Here is an 18,441-nt window from a genome sequence, read left to right as displayed (position 1 = left end):
GGCTCCTACAGGTTAGGCGTTCGAGAACAGATTCAAGGAGCATCTTCATGCAACGTTATTCCGGCTTCGGCCTGTTCAAGCACTCGTTCAGCCACCATGAGAACTGGCAGCGCATGTGGCGCAACCCGACGCCCAAGCCGGTGTACGACGTGGTCATCGTCGGCGGTGGCGGCCACGGCCTGGCCACGGCCTATTACCTGGCCAAGGAATTCGGCGTGAAGAATGTCGCCGTGGTCGAGAAGGGCTGGCTCGGCGGCGGCAACACCGCGCGCAACACCACCATCGTGCGTTCCAACTACCTGTGGGACGAGTCCGCGCAGCTCTACGAACACGCCATGAAGCTGTGGGAAGGGCTGTCGCAGGACATCAACTACAACGTCATGTTCTCCCAGCGTGGCGTCTACAACCTCTGCCACACCCTGCAGGATATGCGCGACGCCGAGCGCCGCGTCAGCGCCAACCGCCTCAACGGCGTGGATGGCGAACTGCTGGATGCCAAGCAGGTGGCCGAGGAAATTCCCTACCTCGACTGCAGCAAGAACACCCGTTATCCGGTGATGGGCTCCACCGTGCAGCGTCGCGGTGGCGTCGCCCGTCATGACGCCGTGGCCTGGGGCTACGCGCGTGCCGCCGATGCCCTGGGCGTCGACCTGATCCAGAACACCGAGGTGACCGGTTTCCGCAAGCAGAACGGTGCGGTGATCGGCGTGGAGACCAACAAGGGTTTCATCGGTGCCAAGCGCGTCGGTGTGGTCACTGCCGGTAATTCCGGGCATATGGCGGGGCTCGCCGGCTTCCGCCTGCCGCTGGAATCGCACCCGCTGCAGGCACTGGTATCCGAGCCGATCAAACCGATCATCGACAGCGTGATCATGTCCAACGCCGTGCACGGTTACATCAGTCAGTCGGACAAGGGCGACCTGGTCATCGGTGCCGGCATCGACGGCTACAACGGCTACGGCCAGCGCGGCTCCTACCACACCATCGAACACACCCTGCAGGCCATCGTCGAGATGTTCCCGGTGCTCTCGCGCGTGCGTATGAACCGCCAGTGGGGCGGCATCGTCGATACCAGCCCCGACGCCTGCCCGATCATTTCCAAGACCCCGGTAGACAACCTGTTCTTCAACTGCGGTTGGGGTACCGGTGGCTTCAAGGCCACGCCGGGTTCGGGTCACGTGTTCGCCGCCAGCCTGGCCAAGGGTGAAATGCACCCACTGGCCAAGCCGTTCTCCATCGACCGTTTCCACACCGGCGCACTGATCGACGAGCACGGCGCTGCGGCGGTGGCCCATTAAACATTCATCCCGTAGGGATGACATCCGATGACCCTCTCCCGCTTGCGGGAGAGGGTGGCCCGCAGGGCCGGGAGAGGGCGGTTCGGCCAACACCGTAGCCCTCTCCCCCGACCCCTCTCCCACAAGTGGGAGAGGGGAGAACAAAACGTCCTCCTCCGCTTGCGGGAGAGGGTGCCCGAAGGGCGGGAGAGGGTGCTGTGTTCGGCACTGCAGCTCCCTGTAACTGACTCGGGGGATGGCGTGCATAGAGCAGCCCTCTCCCCCAGCCCCTCTCCCGCAAGCGGGAGAGGGGAGTAAAGCAAGCGGAGGCTCCACCATGCTGCACATCTTCTGCCCCTACTGTGGCGAACTGCGCTCCGAAGAGGAATTCCACGCCAAGGGCCAGGCGCACATCGCCCGCCCGCTCGATCCCGATGCCTGCACGGATGCAGAGTGGGGCGAGTACATGTTCTTCCGCGACAACCCGCGTGGTATCCACCATGAGCTGTGGGTGCACGCAGCCGGTTGCCGCAAGTATTTCAACGCCACCCGCCACACCGTGACCTACGAGATCCTCGAGACCTACAAGGTCGGCGAGAAGCCTTCGGTCACCGCAGCCGCGGCCACCGACAAGCAAGCCGTGGCAGAAGGAGTAACGGCATGAGTCAGGTCAATCGTCTTGCCAAGGGTGGTCGCATCGACCGCAGCCAGGCGCTGAGCTTCACCTTCAATGGCCAGACCTACCACGGTTACGCTGGCGACAGCCTGGCCGCCGCGCTGCTGGCCAACGGCGTCGACATCGTTGGCCGCAGCTTCAAGTACTCGCGGCCACGCGGCATCGTCGCTGCTGGCGCGGAAGAGCCCAATGCCGTGCTGCAGATCGGCTCCACCGAGGCCGCGCAGATCCCCAACGTGCGCGCCACCCAGCAGGCGCTGTACAGCGGTCTGGTGGCCAACAGCACCAACGGCTGGCCGAGCGTCAACACCGACCTGATGGGCATCCTCGGCAAGGTCGGCGGCGGCATGATGCCGCCCGGTTTCTACTACAAGACCTTCATGTATCCGCAGAACCTGTGGATGACCTATGAGAAGTACATCCGCAAGGCCGCAGGCTTAGGTCGCTCGCCCACCGAAGTCGACCCGGACATCTACGACCAGCTCAACCAGCATTGCGACGTGCTGATCGTCGGTGCCGGCCCTGCCGGTCTCGCCGCCGCGCTGGCGGCTGGCCGTAGCGGCGCGCGGGTGATTCTTGCCGATGAGCAGGAAGAGTTCGGCGGTAGCCTGCTCGACACTCGCGAAACCCTCGACGGCAAGCCCGCCGCCGACTGGGTGGCGCAGGCCATCGCCGAGCTGCAGAAAATGCCGGAAGTGACCCTGCTGCCACGCGCCACGGTCAACGGCTACCACGACCACAACTTCCTCACCATCCACCAGCGCCTGACCGATCACCTCGGTGAAGTCGCCCCGATGGGCCAGGCTCGCCAGCGTATGCACCGCGTCCGCGCCAAGCGCGTGGTATTGGCCAGCGGCGCCCATGAGCGACCGCTGGTGTACGCCAACAACGATGTGCCCGGCAACATGCTGGCTGGCGCCGTGTCGACCTACGTGCGTCGTTATGGCGTGGCGCCAGGCCAGGAACTGGTGCTGTCGACCAACAACGATTACGCCTACCGCGTGGTGCTCGACTGGCTCGATGCCGGGCGCAAGGTGGTGGCGGTGGCCGATGCGCGCAGCAACCCGCGCGGCAGCTGGGTCGAGGAAGCGCGTGCGCGTGGTGTGCGCATCCTCACCGGCAGCGCAGTGGTCGAGGCACGTGGCAGCAAGCGCGTCACCGGTGCGCGCATCTGCGCCATCGATGCCAAGGCACACAAGGTCACCAGCCCTGGTGAAGTGCTCGACTGCGACCTGATCGTCAGCTCCGGTGGCTACAGCCCGGTGGTGCACTTGGCGTCGCACCTGGGTGGTCGCCCCGAATGGCGCGAGGACATCCTCGGTTTCGTGCCGGGGCCGGGTAACGGCGTCCAGCAACGCATCGACGCTGGTGCAGTGAATGGCGTGTTCGCCCTCGGCGACGTGCTTGCCAATGGCTTCGAGGCGGGCGCCAAGGCGGCTGCCGAGACTGGCTACAAGGCCGTCAGTGGCAGCCTGCCACAGGCCGAGGTGCGTCAGGAAGATCCGATGCTGGCGCTGTTCCAGGTGCCGCACGACAAGTCCACCGCGCGGGCGCCGAAGCAGTTCGTCGACCTGCAGAACGACGTCACCGCGGCCGGCATCGAGCTGGCGACGCGTGAAGGCTTCGAGTCGGTCGAGCACGTCAAGCGTTACACCGCACTGGGCTTCGGCACCGACCAGGGCAAGCTGGGCAATATCAACGGTCTGGCCATCGCCGCGCGTTCGATGGGCATCAGCATCGTGCAGATGGGCACCACCATGTTCCGCCCGAACTACACGCCGGTCACCTTCGGCGCTGTGGCCGGTCGCCACTGTGGCGAGCTGTTCGATGCCAAGCGCTACACCGCGATGCAGGCCTGGCACGTGAAGAACGGTGCCGAGTTCGAGGACGTCGGCCAGTGGAAGCGCCCCTGGTACTTCCCGAAAAATGGCGAGGATCTGCACGCCGCCGTGGCCCGTGAATGCCTGGCCGTACGCAACAGCGTGGGCATCCTCGATGCCTCGACCCTGGGCAAGATCGACATCCAGGGCCCGGATGCCCGTGAGTTCCTCAACCGCGTCTACACCAACGCCTGGACCAAGCTGGACGTGGGCAAGGCGCGCTACGGCCTGATGTGCAAGGAAGACGGCATGGTCTTCGACGACGGCGTGACCGCCTGTCTGGCCGACAACCATTTCGTCATGACCACCACCACCGGCGGCGCTGCCCGCGTGATGGAGTGGCTGGAGATCTACCACCAGACCGAATGGCCGGAGCTGAAGGTGTACTTCACCTCGGTTACCGACCACTGGGCGACCATGACCCTGTCCGGCCCCAACAGCCGCAAGCTGCTGGCCAAGGTCACCGACATCGACCTGGACAAGGATGCCTTCCCGTTCATGAGCTGGAAGGAAGGCCTGGTTGGCGGCGTGCCGGCGCGTGTGTTCCGCATCTCCTTCACCGGTGAGCTGAGCTATGAAGTGAACGTGCAGGCCGACTACGCCCTGGGCGTGTGGGAGCAGATCATCGAAGCCGGCAAGGAATTCGACCTGACCCCCTACGGCACCGAGACCATGCACGTGCTGCGCGCCGAGAAGGGCTTCATCATCGTCGGTCAGGACACCGACGCCTCGGTGACCCCGGACGATCTCAACATGGGCTGGTGCGTCGGCCGCACCAAACCTTTCTCCTGGATCGGCAAGCGCGGCATGAACCGTGACGACTGCCTGCGCGAAGACCGCAAGCAGCTGGTCGGGCTGAAACCGGTCGACCCGAACCAGGTGCTGCCGGAAGGCGCGCAACTGGTGTTCGACCCGAAACAGTCCATCCCGATGCAGATGGTCGGTCACGTCACCTCCAGCTACATGAGCGCGGCGATGGGTTACAGCTTCGCCATGGCGGTGGTCAAGGGCGGCCTCAAGCGCATGGGCGAGCGCGTGTTCGCGCCGCTGGCCGATGGCAGTCTGATCGAAGCCGAAATCTGCAGCTCCGTGTTCTATGACCCGAAAGGGGATCGCCAGAATGTCTAACGTCAACGTCTACCAACAACGTCCCGCCGACATCGCCGGGCAGTCACCGCTGCACCATGCCGGCCTGCACGAACTGGTCGGCAAGGGCCGTAAGAACGCCGGCATCACCCTGCGCGAGAAGAAGCTGCGCGGGCACCTGGTGATCCGTGGCGACGCCCGCGACACCGCCTTCTCCGGCGGCGTGCACAAGGCCCTGGGCCTGGAGCTGCCGGTGGCGCTGACCCTGGTCGCCGACGGTGATACCTCGCTGCAGTGGCTGGGCCCGGACGAGTGGCTGCTGATCGTGCCCGGCGGCAGCGAGTTCGAGGTCGAGCGCAAACTGCGTGCGGCGCTGGACGGTCAGCACTTCTCGGTGGTCAACGTCAGTGGCGGGCAGACCCTGCTGGAGCTGTCCGGGCCGCAGGTGCGCGAGCTGCTGATGAAATCGACCAGCTACGACGTGCACCCGAGCAACTTCCCGGTCGGCAAGGCGGTGGGCACCGTGTTCGCCAAGTCGCAGCTGGTGATTCGCCACACCGGCGAGGAGACCTGGGAGCTGGTGATCCGCCGCAGCTTCGCCGACTACTTCTGGCTGTGGCTGCAGGATGCCAGCGCCGAGTATGGGTTGGCGGTCGAGGCCTGAAGCTGAACCTGAGGTATACGCGGACAGCCCCCTCTCCCTCCGGGAGAGGGTTGGGGTGAGGGGAAAGGCAGACCGCGTTGTGTCGGATAGCCCTCACCCCCGGCCCCTCTCCCAAGGGAGAGGGGTGAACAGCAATGGAGTCTATTATGAGCCGCACCCCCGACACCTGGATTCTTACCGCCCATTGCCCGAGCGTGCTCGGCACCGTGGACGCGGTGACGCGCTTTCTCTTCGAGCAGCGCTGCTACGTCACTGAGCACCACAGCTTCGATGATCGGTTGTCCTCGCGCTTCTTCATCCGTGTCGAGTTCCGTCAGCCGCAGGACTTCGACGAGGCCGCCTTTCGCGCCGGTGTGGCCGAGCGTCTGGCACCCTTCGACATGCAGGTCGAGCTGACCCCGCCGGGCTACCGCGCCAAGGTGGTGCTGATGGTGTCCAAGGCCGACCACTGCCTGCATGACTTGCTGTATCGCCAGCGCATCGGCCAGTTGGCCATGGACGTGGTGGCGGTGGTGTCCAACCACCCGGATCTGGAACCGCTGGCGCGCTGGCACGGCATTCCCTACCACCATTTCCCGCTCGATCCGGCCGACAAGCCGGCGCAAGAGCGCAAGGTGCTGCAGGTGATCGAGGACACCGGCGCGGAGCTGGTGGTGCTCGCCCGCTACATGCAGGTGCTGTCGCCCGAGCTGTGCCGCAAGCTGGACGGCTGGGCGATCAATATTCACCACTCGCTGCTGCCCGGCTTCAAGGGCGCCAAGCCCTATCACCAGGCCTACCAGAAGGGCGTCAAGCTGGTCGGCGCCACGGCGCACTACATCAACAACGACCTCGACGAGGGGCCGATCATCGCCCAAGGCGTGGAGGCGGTGGATCACGCCCACTATCCCGAAGACCTGATCGCCAAGGGGCGCGACATCGAATGCCTGACCCTGGCCCGCGCCGTCGGCTACCACATCGATCGCCGCGTGTTCCTCAACGCCAATCGCACGGTGGTGCTCAACGCCTGAACGCATCGCCAACCCGAATATTGGTGGGCTAAAGCCCACCCTACGGTAACGATGCCACTTGTAGGGTGGGCTTTAGCCCACCAGGCACAACGAAGAACGTTATTGGTGGGCTAAAGCGGATCGCCGTTCGGCCCACCCTACGGAACCCGCCCTGCCAGGCTTCACCGGCGGTTTCCGGCAACAGACGCAACAAGCTCCAGTGCAAGGCCGCGCGGCCCGTCGGTCGCGTCTTGTGTCCACAACAAGAAAGGAGAGTTACGCATGTCTGGTAATCGTGGTGTGGTTTATCTCGGTACGGGCAAGGTCGAAGTGCAGAAGATCGACTACCCGAAAATGCAGGACCCACGCGGCAAGAAGATCGAGCACGGGGTCATCCTCAAAGTTGTTTCCACCAACATCTGCGGCTCCGACCAGCACATGGTGCGTGGCCGTACCACCGCGCAGGTCGGCCTGGTGCTGGGCCACGAGATCACCGGCGAGGTGATCGAGAAGGGCCGCGATGTCGAGCGCCTGCAGCTCGGTGATCTGGTTTCCGTTCCCTTCAACGTCGCCTGCGGTCGCTGCCGCTCCTGCAAGGAACAACACACCGGCGTCTGCCTGACCGTCAACCCGGCGCGTGCCGGCGGCGCCTACGGCTACGTCGACATGGGCGACTGGACCGGTGGCCAGGCCGAGTACGTGCTGGTGCCCTACGCCGACTTCAACCTGCTCAAGTTGCCGGATCGCGACAAGGCCATGGAGAAGATCCGCGACCTGACCTGCCTGTCCGACATCCTGCCCACCGGTTACCACGGTGCGGTCACTGCCGGTGTCGGACCGGGCAGCACGGTGTATATCGCTGGCGCGGGTCCGGTCGGTCTGGCGGCTGCCGCCTCGGCGCGCCTGCTCGGTGCTGCGGTGGTGATCGTCGGTGACGTCAACCCAACGCGTCTGGCCCATGCCAAGGCACAAGGTTTCGAAATTGCCGACCTGTCCAAGGACACGCCGTTGCATGAACAGATCGCCGATCTGCTGGGCGAGCCGGAAGTGGATTGCGCGGTCGATGCCGTGGGCTTCGAGGCGCGTGGCCACGGCCATGCCGGTGCCCAGCAGGAGGCGCCGGCAACGGTGCTCAACTCGCTGATGGGCGTCGTGCGCGTAGCCGGCAAGATCGGTATTCCTGGCCTGTACGTGACCGAAGATCCGGGCGCGGTGGATGCGGCGGCGAAGATCGGCGCCCTGAGCATTCGCTTCGGCCTCGGCTGGGCCAAGTCGCACAGCTTCCACACCGGCCAGACCCCGGTGATGAAGTACAACCGCGCGCTGATGCAGGCCATCATGTGGGATCGCATCAACATCGCCGAAGTGGTCGGTGTGCAGGTCATCAGCCTGGACGATGCGCCGCGTGGCTACGGCGAGTTCGATGCTGGCGTGCCGAAGAAATTCGTCATCGACCCGCACAAGACCTTCAGTGCGGCGTGACGTCGTGACCTGGGCTTAGTCCCAGGTCGCTACCTTTCACGGCAAAGGCGCAGTTGTTGGCGTCGTCTTTCGGGTGCCTGCGGGCTAATGCCAGTCAGTTAAGCGTCGACGCTGCGAATGTGTAGGAGCGGCGCCCCGCCGCGAACCAGGGCGATGCGCAATTGAAAAGCTTCGCCCCGGGGCGGGGCTCCTACGAAAGGCCGCTTTTGCAACCTTATCTGATCGGTATTAGCCTGCGGGCTCCTTTTTAATTATTGCAGCCCGTACTTCTTCACCTTGTCGAACAGCGTGGTCTTGGCCAGGCCCAGTGCCTGCGCCGCCTGGCTGAGATTGCCGTCGTGGCGCTCCAGCGCGCCGGCCAGTAGGTTGCGCTCGAAGGCTTCCACAGCTTCGTTGAAGCCCGGCGCGTTGCTATCGGCCTGGCCGCTTTTCTTGAATACCGGCAGGCCGAGGGCGAAGCGTTCGGCAACGTTGCGCAGTTCGCGCACGTTGCCGGGCCAGTCGTGGGCCATAAGCGCAGCCAGGGTGTGCGGGTCCAGCTCCGGTGTGCCGCGGTCGAAGCGCAGCGCCGCCAGTTGCAGGAAGTGTTCGAACAGCAGGGCGATATCCTCGCGGCGTTCACGCAGCGGTGGCAGCTCCAGGGTCACCACGTTGAGGCGGTAATACAGATCGCTGCGAAACTCGCCACGCTTGCCCAGCTCGCCGAGATCCGCCTTGGTCGCGGCGATCACCCGACAGTCGACCGTGATCGACTGGTTCGAGCCGAGGCGCTCCAGGCTGTGCTCCTGCAACACGCGCAGCAGCTTGATCTGCAGGTTGATCGGCATGCTCTCGATCTCGTCGAGAAACAGGCTGCCACCGTCGGCGTGCTCGATCTTGCCGATGCGGCGCTTGCTAGCGCCGGTGAAGGCATGCGCCTCGTGGCCGAAAATCTCGCTCTCGAACAGGCTTTCCGGCAGGCCGCCGCAATTGAGCGCGACGAACTGCTTGTGCTGGCGTCGGCTGAAGTCGTGCAGGCAGCGGGCGATCAGCTCCTTGCCGGTGCCGGTTTCGCCTTCGATCAACACGTTGGCGCCTGTATCGGCGACGTTGGCGATCAGTTCGCGCAGCTGTTGCATGGCCGGCGAGCGACCGATGATGCGCTGCTCCAGCGCCTGGCGCCCGGCCAGTTGGCGGCGCAAGGCGCTGACCTCGCGGGCCAGACTGCGTTGCTCCAGAGCGCGGCGGGCAACGTCGACCAGGCGTTCCGGGGAGAAGGGCTTTTCCATGAAGTCGTAGGCGCCATCGCGCATCGCGCCCACAGCCATGCCGATATCGCCGTGGCCGGTGATCAGTACCACAGGCAGGCTCGGATCACGCTGCTTGAGGCGGGTGAGCAGCGCCAGGCCATCGATGCCGGGCAGGCGGATGTCGCTGACGACGATGCCGGCGAAGTCCGCGTCGACCTGCGCCAGCGCTTCTTCGGCGCTGCTGACTCCGATGCTGGGAATGTCTTCCAGCGCCAGGGCCTGCTGGCAGCCGAGCAGCACATGGGGATCGTCTTCGACGATCAGGACGGTGAGGCGGTCGCTCATGCTTGTGGCTCTCGCGGGTAGGGCAGGCTGAGGACGAAGGCGGTGCCGCCCTCTTCGGGGTGGCGCACGGTGAGGCTGCCGCCGGCAGCGGCGGCGAGGCTGGCAGAAAGGGTCAGGCCGAGGCCCAGACCTTGTTCACCCGGCTTGGTGGTGAAGAAGGGCTCGAACAGATGCGCGCGGGTTTCCGGGGCGATACCGGGGCCGTTGTCGCGCACTTCCAGTTGGTAGCCGTCGGCATCCGCCGTGCCGCTCAGCCACAGCTGGCGGTCGACCTGGTTGCGCATGGCGTCGAGGGCGTTGCTGATCAGGTTGACCAGAATCTGCTCCAGGCGAATCTGTTCGATGGCCAGGCGTACGTCGGCCTGCTCTGGGTGTAGATAGTCGCGATGAATCTTCATGCTGGTGCGTTGCAGGCGCGGGTGCAGGAGCATTACGGCGGCGTCGACCGCCTGGCTCAGCGAGGCCTCGCCGCTATCGCCGGCACGGCGGGCGAAGGCGCGCAGACTGCCGGTGATCTTGCCCATGCGATCGACCAGTTCGCCGATGTTCTGCAGGTTGCTGCTGGCAACATCCAGGGCGCCGCGCTGGAGGAAGCGCACGGTGTTGCCGGATAGCGTACGCAGCGCTGCCAGCGGCTGGTTCAGTTCGTGGGCGATGCTGGTGGACATCTGCCCGATCACCGCCAGCTTGCCAGCCTGCACCAGCTCGTCCTGGGCCTGTCGCAGGGTGGTCTCGGCCTGCTGGCGCTCGCGCACCTCGGCTTGCAGGCGCTCATTGCTGGCCTGCAGATCGGCGGTGCGCTCGGTGATCTTGCGCTCCAGTTCGTCGTTGGCCGCCTGCAGCGCCTCGCGGGCGGCCAGGCGCGTGGCGATGACCTTGCGCCGCTCGTTCCAGGCGATCAGCAGAAAGGCCAGCAGGGCCGCCGCCACGGCCGCCAGCATGCCGTGGCTCATGGCCGCGCTGCGTTGTTCCTGCAGCGGACTGAGCAGGGTCAGGTGCCAGGGTGTGTCTTCCAGGCGGCGCGTCTGCAGCAGGTAGTTGGCGGGCGCGCCGGCGGTGGCGAAGCTGACCTGTTCGATGCCGTCGTCCACTGGCGAGCGGTTGAACAGCTGCAGTTCTTCCAGCGCCGCCCAGTGATATTGCAGGCTGCGCGCCAGGTGCTCCTTGGTGGCATCGTCGAGCGGACGCACGGACTTCAGGCGCACCATCGGATCGCTGGCGAGGATGATGATGCCGTTCTCATCGCTGACATAGGCTTCCAGCAGCGCGCGCTGCCAGCGCTCTTCGAGAGCGTCGAGGCGCACCTTGACCACGGCCACACCGATGATGCGCTTGCCCTCGCGCAGGCCGTGGGCCAGGTAATAGCCGGCTTCGCCCGTGGTGCTGCCGATGCCGTAGAAGCGCCCGGGGCGGCCCTCGATGGCGTCCTGGTAGTAGGCGCGAAACGACAGGTCCTCGCCGAGGTAGCTGTCGGCCTCGTCCCAGTTGCTGGTGGCGATCACCCGGCCGTCCGGGTCGAGTACGTAGATGGCCAGGCTGCCGCTGCGCTCGTTGAGACCCTGCAGGTACATGTTGACGTGATGACGGCGATAGGCCGTAGGCGCCAGCAGCAGGCGCGAGACGTTGCCTTCCAGCTCCAGCAGGCTGGGCAGGTAGGTGTACTTGGTGATTTCGCTTTCCACCGCGCGGGCGTTGAGCTCCAGCTGACGCTCACCGTTCTCGGCCAGCGCGCGGATGCCGGCACGGTCGCTGATGTGATAGGCGGCGTAGCCGCAGCCGAGCACCAGCAGCAGGAACAGCAGAATCAGCGACAGGTGATGGAGCAGGCGCGGTTTCACGGTCAGATCGGCGCGAGGAAGGGCGGGCAGGCATTGCATCATAGTCCTCCCCAGACTGGCCAGATATGTGGATGTGTAGCCCGGATGCAATCCGGGAAGCCGTGAACGGTCATCCCCGGATTGCATCCGGGCTACGTCAGGCGCGACAGGTCAGTGCTGCAGGATCTTCGCCAGGAACTGCTGGGCGCGCTCGGAGCGGGCGTTGATGTCGCCGAAGAACTCTTCCTTGGGGCAATCCTCGACGATCTGCCCGGCGTCCATGAAGATCACCCGATCGGCGACCTTGCGGGCGAAGCCCATCTCGTGGGTCACGCACATCATGGTCATGCCTTCCTGGGCCAGCTGCACCATCACGTCGAGCACTTCGTTGACCATCTCCGGGTCGAGCGCCGAGGTCGGTTCGTCGAACAGCATCACCACCGGGTCCATGGCCAGGGCACGGGCAATGGCCACGCGCTGTTGCTGACCACCGGAGAGCTGACCAGGATGCTTGTGCGCATGGGCAGCCAGACCGACGCGATCGAGCAGGGCCAGACCCTTCTTGGTGGCTTCTTCCTTGCTGCGGCCGAGCACCTTGATCTGGGCGATGGTCAGGTTCTCGGTGATGGTCAGGTGCGGGAACAACTCGAAGTGCTGGAACACCATGCCGACGCGCGAGCGCAGCTTGGGCAGGTTGGTCTTCTTGTCGGCGATGGAGGTGCCGTCGACGTTGATGTCACCCTTCTGGAACGGCTCCAGCGCGTTGACGCACTTGATCAGGGTCGATTTGCCCGAGCCGGACGGCCCGCACACCACGACCACTTCGCCCTTCTTCACCTCGGTGCTGCAATCGGTCAGCACCTGGAAGTCCCCGTACCACTTGTTGACGTTCTGGATGGAAATCATACGGCTAACCTTTTTTGCAGAAGCTTGACCAGGCGCGAGGCGGCGAAGCTGATGGTGAAGTAGACCAGGCCGGCGAAGATCAGGAACTCATGGGGCTGGCCGATGATGTCGCCACGCGAGCGTGCGGCGTTGAGGAAGTCCATCAGGCCCACGGTGTAAACCAGCGAGGTGTCCTGAAAGAGGATGATGCTCTGCTGCAGCAGCAGCGGCGTCATCTTGCGGAAGGCCTGCGGCAGGATGATCAGGCGCATGCTCTGGCCGTAGCTCATGCCGAGCGCCTGGGAGGCACCCATCTGACCCTTGGGAATGGCCTGGATACCGGCGCGCACGATCTCGCAGAAGTAGGCCGCCTCGAACATCACGAAGGCCACCAGGCACGAGCTGAACGCGCCCACCGGGGTGTCCTCGCCGGTGATCCAGCGCAGGATGAACGGCACCGCGAAGTAGAACCAGGTGATCACCAGCAGCAAAGGGATCGAGCGGAAGTAGTTGACGTAGGTGGCGGCGATGTTGGCCAGCAGCTTGCTGTGCGACAGGCGCATCAGGGCCAGCAGAGTGCCCAGTGCCACCCCGCCGAGGATGCCCAGGGCCATCAGCTGCAGGGTCATCGCCATGCCGTCCCACAGGCCCGGCAGGGCGGGGATGATTTCGCTGAAATCCATCATTTACCCCCTACGGAGATCAGACCGGGCACGGCAACCTTCTTCTCGATCATGCGCATGATCATCATCAGGCTCATGTTCAGGGTGAAGTAGATCAGCGTGGCCAGGGTGAAGGCCTCGAACAGGTTGGCGCTGAATTCGGCGGTCTGCTTGGTCTGCGCCAGCAGCTCCATCAGGCCGATCAACGAGGCCACCGAAGAGTTCTTGAAGATGTTCAGAAACTCGCTGGTGAGCGGCGGAATGATGATGCGAAACGCCTGCGGCAGCAGCACGTTGCGGTAGATCTGCGGCAGGCGAAAACCCATGGCGTAAGCGGCGGCAGTCTGCCCTTTGGGCAGCGCCTCGATACCGGTGCGTACCTGTTCGCAGACCCGCGCGGCGGTGAACAGGCCGAGGCACACCACCACCGAGAGATAGGCCGAGGTGGCCGGGTTGAGGTCCTGCTTGAACCACAGCTCCAGTGGCTCGGGCAGCAGGTCCGGCACCAGGAAGTACCAGAGGAACAGCTGCACCAGCAGCGGCACGTTGCGGAAGATTTCCACGTAGGCGGTGGCCAGGCCGGACAGCCAGCGGTTCGGCAGGGTACGCATCACGCCGAGCAGCGAGCCCAGCGCCAGGGCGATTATCCAGCCAGCCAGGGCGATGGCGATGGTCCAGCCCAGGCCGGTGATGAACCAGTCCAGGTAGGTTTCGCTGCCGATGCCGGTGGACTTGAAGTAGATGCCCCAGTCCCAGTTGTAATTCATGCGGGTGACCCCCGTGTGGCTAAAGCTTGGGTTGGAGGGGCCGAGCGCGCAGCAGCGTGCCCCAGCCGCGGGTGGCGGCTGTGCCCCTTATCCATCAGGAGAAAGAACCGTAGGGCGGGTGCAACCCGCCAGAGTTGTCGTGGACGATCGGGTTGGCGGGTTGCACCCGCCCTACGGTGCTGTGCTAGCTCTTGTGAAGCTGGCGCAGGTTTACCGTCAGATCTGTTCTGCAGATTTGTCGGTCGGGTTGGCGATCAGCTTCTTCAGCTCGTCGCTCATGGGGAAATTCAGGTTCAGGCCCTTCGGCGGCACCGGCTGGAGGAACCATTTGGCGTAGATGTCGTTGATCTCACCGGAGGCGAAGGTGTCGCTGATGGCCTTGTCGACCACCTGCTTGAAGCCGACATCACCCTTGCGCACCATGCAGCCGTAGATTTCGAAGGACTGCGGGGTACCGACCACGGCCCAGTCATCCGGCTTCTTGGCCTTGGCCATTTCGCCGGCGAGCAGGGCGTCGTCCATCATGAAGGCGACGGCGCGGTTGGATTCGAGCATCAGGAAGGACTCGCCGTGATCCTTGGCGGAAATCACGTTCATGCCCATCTTCTTCTCGGCATTCATCGACTTGATCAGGCGCTCGGAGGTGGTACCGGCGGTGGTCACCACGTTCTTGCCCTTGAGGTCTTCGAAATCGTTGATGCCGCTGGTCTTCTTGGCCAGCAGGCGGGTGCCCACTTCGAAGATGCCGACGGAGAAGTCGACCTGCTGCTGACGCTCGACGTTGTTGGTGGTGGAGCCGCATTCCAGGTCGACGGTGCCGTTCTGCACCAGGGGGATGCGGGTCTGCGACGTGACCAGGTTGTAGCGCACCTTCAGGTCCGGCATGCCCAGTTCCTGCTTGATCGCCTCGACCACCTTCAGCTGCAGGTCATGGGAGTAGCCGATCGGCTGGCGCGAGTTGTCGCCGAAGTAGGAGAAGGGAATGGACGAGTCGCGATGGCCCAGGGTGATGGTGCCGCTGTCCTTGATCTTCTTCAGGGTGCCGGTCAGTTCCGCAGCGGTCACCGGGGTGGAAAGGACGGCGGCGGCAATGGCCACGCTCAGTACACGGTGGAAGGTACGCATGAATCGAATCCTCGATGTTGTTGTTGTGATGGCGCGGTACGCCACTTTGCTCATGGAAGGTCTATTGCATTCCTGTAGTGACTTGAGCAGGTTGTGTGCCAGCGTTTTCGAGGGCTTCGATAATTTATTAACTATTTGATTTATATTGATTAATTTTATTAATTCGGGTTGTGTTGAGTCGTCGCTCGTTCGCTCTTCCGACCATTGCGTGCGGGCGTATTCGGAAATCCGAACGACGCCCGGTGCGGTGCCGACAGTCAGTCGTGGTCCTCGCTGCACAACTGCTCGATGCGTTTGTCCTTGGCCAGCCACAGGTCCGAAACCCAGTCCTGCACCTGCAGGCGGAAAGCCGGATCGTTCTCGTAATCGCCCTGGTACAGCGCCGGGTCCAGTTCGAGCGTCTGAATATCCATGATCACCTTCGGCACCTGGCCGCTGAGCAGGGCCCAGAACCCCGGTACCTGCTTGCCGGGATACACCAGCGTCACGTCCAGCACGGCGTCGATCTGTTCACCCAGCGTCGCGAGTACGAACGCCACGCCGCCGGCCTTGGGCTTGAGCAGGTAGCGGTAGGGCGACTGCTGCTGGGCCCGCTTGGCCGCAGTGAAGCGGGTGCCTTCCAGATAGTTGACCACGGTCACCGGCAGGCGCTTGAACTTCTCGCAGGCGGCCTTGGTGATCTCCAGATCCTTGCCCTTCATGTGCGGGTTCTTGTCCAGGAAGGCCTTGGAGTAACGCTTCATGAAGGGGTAATCGAGTGCCCAGAAGGCCAGGCCGAGAAAGGGCACCCAGATCAGCTGCTGCTTGAGGAAAAACTTGAAGTAGGGCGTCTTGCGGTTGAAGGCCTGCACCAGGGCGGGAATGTCGACCCAGGACTGGTGATTGCTGATCACCAGGTAGGAGCGGTCTCTGCGCAGCTCGGCGTTGCCGCGGATGTCCCAGTGTGTCGGCGTCAGCAGGGCGAAGATGCGTTTGCAGTTCTCCGCCCAGAATTCGGCCACCCACATCACCCCGCGCGAGCAACTGTCGCGGGCGCTTTGTCCGGGCAAGACGAGCTTGGCGAGGGCGATCAGCAGTAACGGGCCGATCAGGATCAGGGTGTTGGCGAGCAGCAGGACGATGTTGGCGAGGCCGGTCAGCAGAGGGCGCATGTCGACTCCATGGCGGGCAGTGAGCGGCCATCTTATGCAAGCACGGCATTTTGCTCAAAGCTCCCCCGCTGGCCTATTGCCAGATCAGCGTCTATAAGCCAATGATCGTCACCACGGGACATCCCGCCCACGGAAGGCGCTTCAACCTGCCGGTATGCACCATGCTCAAACGGATCGCCGTCGCTGATCTACGCGTCGGAATGTTCATCCAGGAGTTCTGCGGCTCCTGGATGGATCATCCCTTCTGGAAGTCCAAGTTTGTCCTCAACTCCGAAAAAGACCTCGCTCGTATTCGCGATAGTGCGATCACCGAATTGTGGATCGACGTCAGCAAGGGCAGCGATGTCGCCGTTGGCGTGAAGGCCGCGACAGAAGCCGAGGTCGAGTGCGAAGCCGAGGCGCGGTTATTGGCCGCTATCGAGCCGCCCAAGGTCAAGGCGCTGTCGATGGAGCAGGAGCTGGAGCACGCCGTTAAGCTCTGCGCGCGCTCCAAGCAGGCGGTGATGGACATGTTCTGCGATGCGCGCATGGGCCAGGCGCTGCAGTTCGAGCAGGCCGAATCGCTGGTCGAGGAAATTTCCGAGTCGGTGATGCGCCACCCCAATGCCTTGATCAGCCTGGCGCGGCTCAAGCACAGCAATGAATACACCTACATGCACTCGGTCGCGGTGTGTGCGCTGATGATCGCCCTGGCGCGTCAGCTCGGCCTGCCCGAAGCGGCTGTGCGCGAGGCCGGGCTGGCCGGTTTGCTGCACGATATCGGCAAGATGGCTGTACCGCAGGAGTTGCTGGACAAACCCGGCAAGCTCACCGACAACGAGTTCGCCAAGGTGCGCAAGCATCCGGAGGCGGGCGGCGGTATTCTGATCGCCAGCACACAGGTCAGTGCGTTGGTCCTCGATGTGTGCCTGCATCACCACGAGAAGGTCGATGGCAGCGGTTATCCACACCGCCTGCAGGGCGAGCAGATCAGCCTGATGGCGAAAATGGGCGCGGTCTGCGACGTGTACGATGCCATCACCTCCAACCGTCCCTACAAACAGGGCTGGGACCCGGCCGAGTCGATCCGCAAGATGGCCGAGTGGAAGGGGCATTTCGACGAGCTGGTGTTCCAGGCCTTCGTCAAGACCGTTGGTATCTACCCGGTCGGCGCGCTGGTGCGTTTGCAGAGTGGACGCCTGGCGGTAGTCATGGAGCAGAATCCCAAGGCGCTGCTGGCGCCCAGGGTCAAGGTGTTCTTCTCGGCCAAGTCACGTTTGCCGTTGCCGCAGAGCGTCGTCGATCTGAGCAAGATCACCGATCAGGACCGCATTGTCGGGCGTGAGTCGGCCGAGGAGTGGGGGTTCGAGCGGCTCGACGAGTTGTGGAGTGGGATGGATCTGGAGGGGCGCGGCCGCTGAGTCTGTTCTGCAAAAGCCATCTGTTGTCACTCCCGCGAAGGCGTGAGCCCAGATGCTTCGCAGGTTTTGGATACCCGCTGCGCGGGCATGACGATTTTTTCAGTGTTTCCCTGATGGTGTGCGGAAACCTCAGGTTAAAAAATAGCGCTTGCACGCAGCATGTTGTAACGCTTCTGGTGGAACGCGGCAGGCGCCCGGCAGTCGTAGGTTCGGTCACCGCAAACGAGAGGACCTGACCTTGAAATACGCTCTGCTCCTGCTGGCCGCCGCCATCAGTCTGCCGACCATGGCCGATGAACAACCGGACCTTTACGGACGCTACGAACTGATCAAGCTCCCTGCTCTGGGCCAGACCCTCAAGGCCAAGATGGACACCGGCGCAATGACCGCCTCGCTATCGGCCCAGGACATCGAACCCTTCAAGCGCGACGGCGAAGACTGGGTACGTTTCCGCCTGGCCGTCGATGGCGCTGAGGATACGGTTTACGAACACCCGCTGGTGCGCATCGCCGAGATCAAGAAGCGCGCTGAAGAGAGTGACGCCGAAATCAAGGAAGTCGCCTACTCGCAGCGTCCGGTGATCGAGATGCCGATCTGCCTGGGCGAGGAGGAACGCACCATCGAAGTCAACCTGACGGATCGCAGCACCTTCAGCTATCCGCTGCTGATCGGTGCTAGCGCCATGCGCGATCTTGGTGCAGCGGTGGACCCGGCCGAGCGCTACACCCGCGATCGTCCCCAATGCTGAGTTAATTGTCGCATTTCGGAAAAGGCTGATATTCATTGGCCACTACACTCGTCGAGAGTGCCCAGTATCGACTTCCTTGCCCCCAGGGGTGTTGGGCCTAGCGCCACTCAGTTGAGCCTCAATGCACCGCACATGTAGGCGCGGCGCCCCGCCGCGAACCCAGGCGGAGCGGACTCGAGAAGCTTCGCCCCGGGGCGGGGCTCCTACCAACGGCTACTTTGGGAACCTCATCTGATCGGCGTTAGCGTCGGGCCTGCT

The 18,441-nt window shown here is 63.9% G+C and carries 15 protein-coding genes; 8 read left to right on the top strand and 7 right to left on the bottom strand.

The annotated features are described in order from the left end of the window. Positions 1-47 precede the first annotated feature (47 nt). The 6 genes from BLT86_RS16480 (at position 48) to fdhA (ending at position 8,054) form a co-directional block, all read left to right on the top strand. The gene (locus BLT86_RS16480) at positions 48-1,298 is read left to right on the top strand and encodes a sarcosine oxidase subunit beta family protein (RefSeq protein ID WP_092378176.1); all 1,251 of its coding nucleotides are present in this window, start codon (positions 48-50) and stop codon (positions 1,296-1,298) included. A gap of 316 nt (positions 1,299-1,614) precedes the next feature. Then, positions 1,615-1,941 (top strand): sarcosine oxidase subunit delta, encoded by a 327-nt coding sequence (locus BLT86_RS16475; RefSeq protein WP_090337585.1) that lies wholly within the window; start codon positions 1,615-1,617, stop codon positions 1,939-1,941. After that, positions 1,938-4,961 (top strand): sarcosine oxidase subunit alpha, encoded by a 3,024-nt coding sequence (locus BLT86_RS16470; RefSeq protein ID WP_092378173.1) that lies wholly within the window; start codon positions 1,938-1,940, stop codon positions 4,959-4,961. The genes BLT86_RS16475 and BLT86_RS16470 overlap by 4 nt, the downstream gene beginning before the upstream one ends. Continuing rightward, on the top strand, positions 4,954-5,583 hold the full coding sequence (locus BLT86_RS16465; protein WP_092378169.1) for a sarcosine oxidase subunit gamma: 630 nt from the start codon (positions 4,954-4,956) through the stop codon (positions 5,581-5,583). The genes BLT86_RS16470 and BLT86_RS16465 overlap by 8 nt, the downstream gene beginning before the upstream one ends. A 146-nt stretch (positions 5,584-5,729) precedes the next feature. Continuing rightward, positions 5,730-6,593: a formyltetrahydrofolate deformylase gene (gene purU / locus BLT86_RS16460; protein ID WP_092378166.1), complete on the top strand. Its 864-nt coding sequence runs from the start codon at positions 5,730-5,732 to the stop codon at positions 6,591-6,593. A gap of 261 nt (positions 6,594-6,854) precedes the next feature. Further along, complete coding sequence (fdhA, locus tag BLT86_RS16455; RefSeq protein ID WP_092378162.1) at positions 6,855-8,054, top strand: formaldehyde dehydrogenase, glutathione-independent; 1,200 nt, start codon at positions 6,855-6,857, stop codon at positions 8,052-8,054. Between the two features lie 251 nt (positions 8,055-8,305). Here the strand turns inward: fdhA and aauR are convergent, their stop codons facing one another. From aauR to BLT86_RS16420, 7 genes are all read right to left on the bottom strand, one after another. After that, the gene (aauR, locus tag BLT86_RS16450) at positions 8,306-9,628 is read right to left on the bottom strand and encodes a two-component response regulator AauR (RefSeq protein WP_092378157.1); all 1,323 of its coding nucleotides are present in this window, start codon (positions 9,626-9,628) and stop codon (positions 8,306-8,308) included. Further along, the gene (locus tag BLT86_RS16445; RefSeq protein ID WP_092378154.1) at positions 9,625-11,508 is read right to left on the bottom strand and encodes a sensor histidine kinase; all 1,884 of its coding nucleotides are present in this window, start codon (positions 11,506-11,508) and stop codon (positions 9,625-9,627) included. The genes aauR and BLT86_RS16445 overlap by 4 nt, the downstream gene beginning before the upstream one ends. 108 nt (positions 11,509-11,616) lie before the next feature. Then, the gene (locus tag BLT86_RS16440; protein WP_017675811.1) at positions 11,617-12,351 is read right to left on the bottom strand and encodes an amino acid ABC transporter ATP-binding protein; all 735 of its coding nucleotides are present in this window, start codon (positions 12,349-12,351) and stop codon (positions 11,617-11,619) included. Next, positions 12,348-13,016 carry an amino acid ABC transporter permease gene (locus tag BLT86_RS16435; protein ID WP_162843951.1) on the bottom strand — a complete coding sequence of 223 codons (669 nt, stop codon included), beginning with the start codon at positions 13,014-13,016 and terminating at the stop codon, positions 12,348-12,350. Before BLT86_RS16435 ends, BLT86_RS16440 begins: the two co-directional genes overlap by 4 nt. Further along, entirely contained in the window at positions 13,013-13,759 is a 747-nt protein-coding gene (locus tag BLT86_RS16430; RefSeq protein ID WP_072424940.1) for an amino acid ABC transporter permease, read from the bottom strand. Before BLT86_RS16430 ends, BLT86_RS16435 begins: the two co-directional genes overlap by 4 nt. Before the next feature lie 216 nt (positions 13,760-13,975). Then, positions 13,976-14,884: a glutamate/aspartate ABC transporter substrate-binding protein gene (locus tag BLT86_RS16425; RefSeq protein WP_092378152.1), complete on the bottom strand. Its 909-nt coding sequence runs from the start codon at positions 14,882-14,884 to the stop codon at positions 13,976-13,978. Between the two features lie 257 nt (positions 14,885-15,141). Further along, positions 15,142-16,035 carry an acyltransferase gene (locus BLT86_RS16420; RefSeq protein WP_092378148.1) on the bottom strand — a complete coding sequence of 298 codons (894 nt, stop codon included), beginning with the start codon at positions 16,033-16,035 and terminating at the stop codon, positions 15,142-15,144. Between the two features lie 161 nt (positions 16,036-16,196). Between BLT86_RS16420 and BLT86_RS16415 the strand changes: the two genes are divergently transcribed. Then, positions 16,197-17,435: an HD-GYP domain-containing protein gene (locus tag BLT86_RS16415; protein WP_092378145.1), complete on the top strand. Its 1,239-nt coding sequence runs from the start codon at positions 16,197-16,199 to the stop codon at positions 17,433-17,435. A 238-nt stretch (positions 17,436-17,673) separates the two neighbouring features. Further along, on the top strand, positions 17,674-18,183 hold the full coding sequence (rloA2, locus tag BLT86_RS16410) for a retropepsin-like aspartic peptidase RloA2 (RefSeq protein WP_092378142.1): 510 nt from the start codon (positions 17,674-17,676) through the stop codon (positions 18,181-18,183). Positions 18,184-18,441 lie beyond the last annotated feature (258 nt).

Source organism: Pseudomonas sihuiensis, assembly GCF_900106015.1.
Classification (GTDB): domain Bacteria; phylum Pseudomonadota; class Gammaproteobacteria; order Pseudomonadales; family Pseudomonadaceae; genus Aquipseudomonas; species Aquipseudomonas sihuiensis.
The sequence above is the reverse complement of the archived record's forward strand: the minus strand, read 5'-3'. Positions and strand labels throughout refer to the sequence as shown.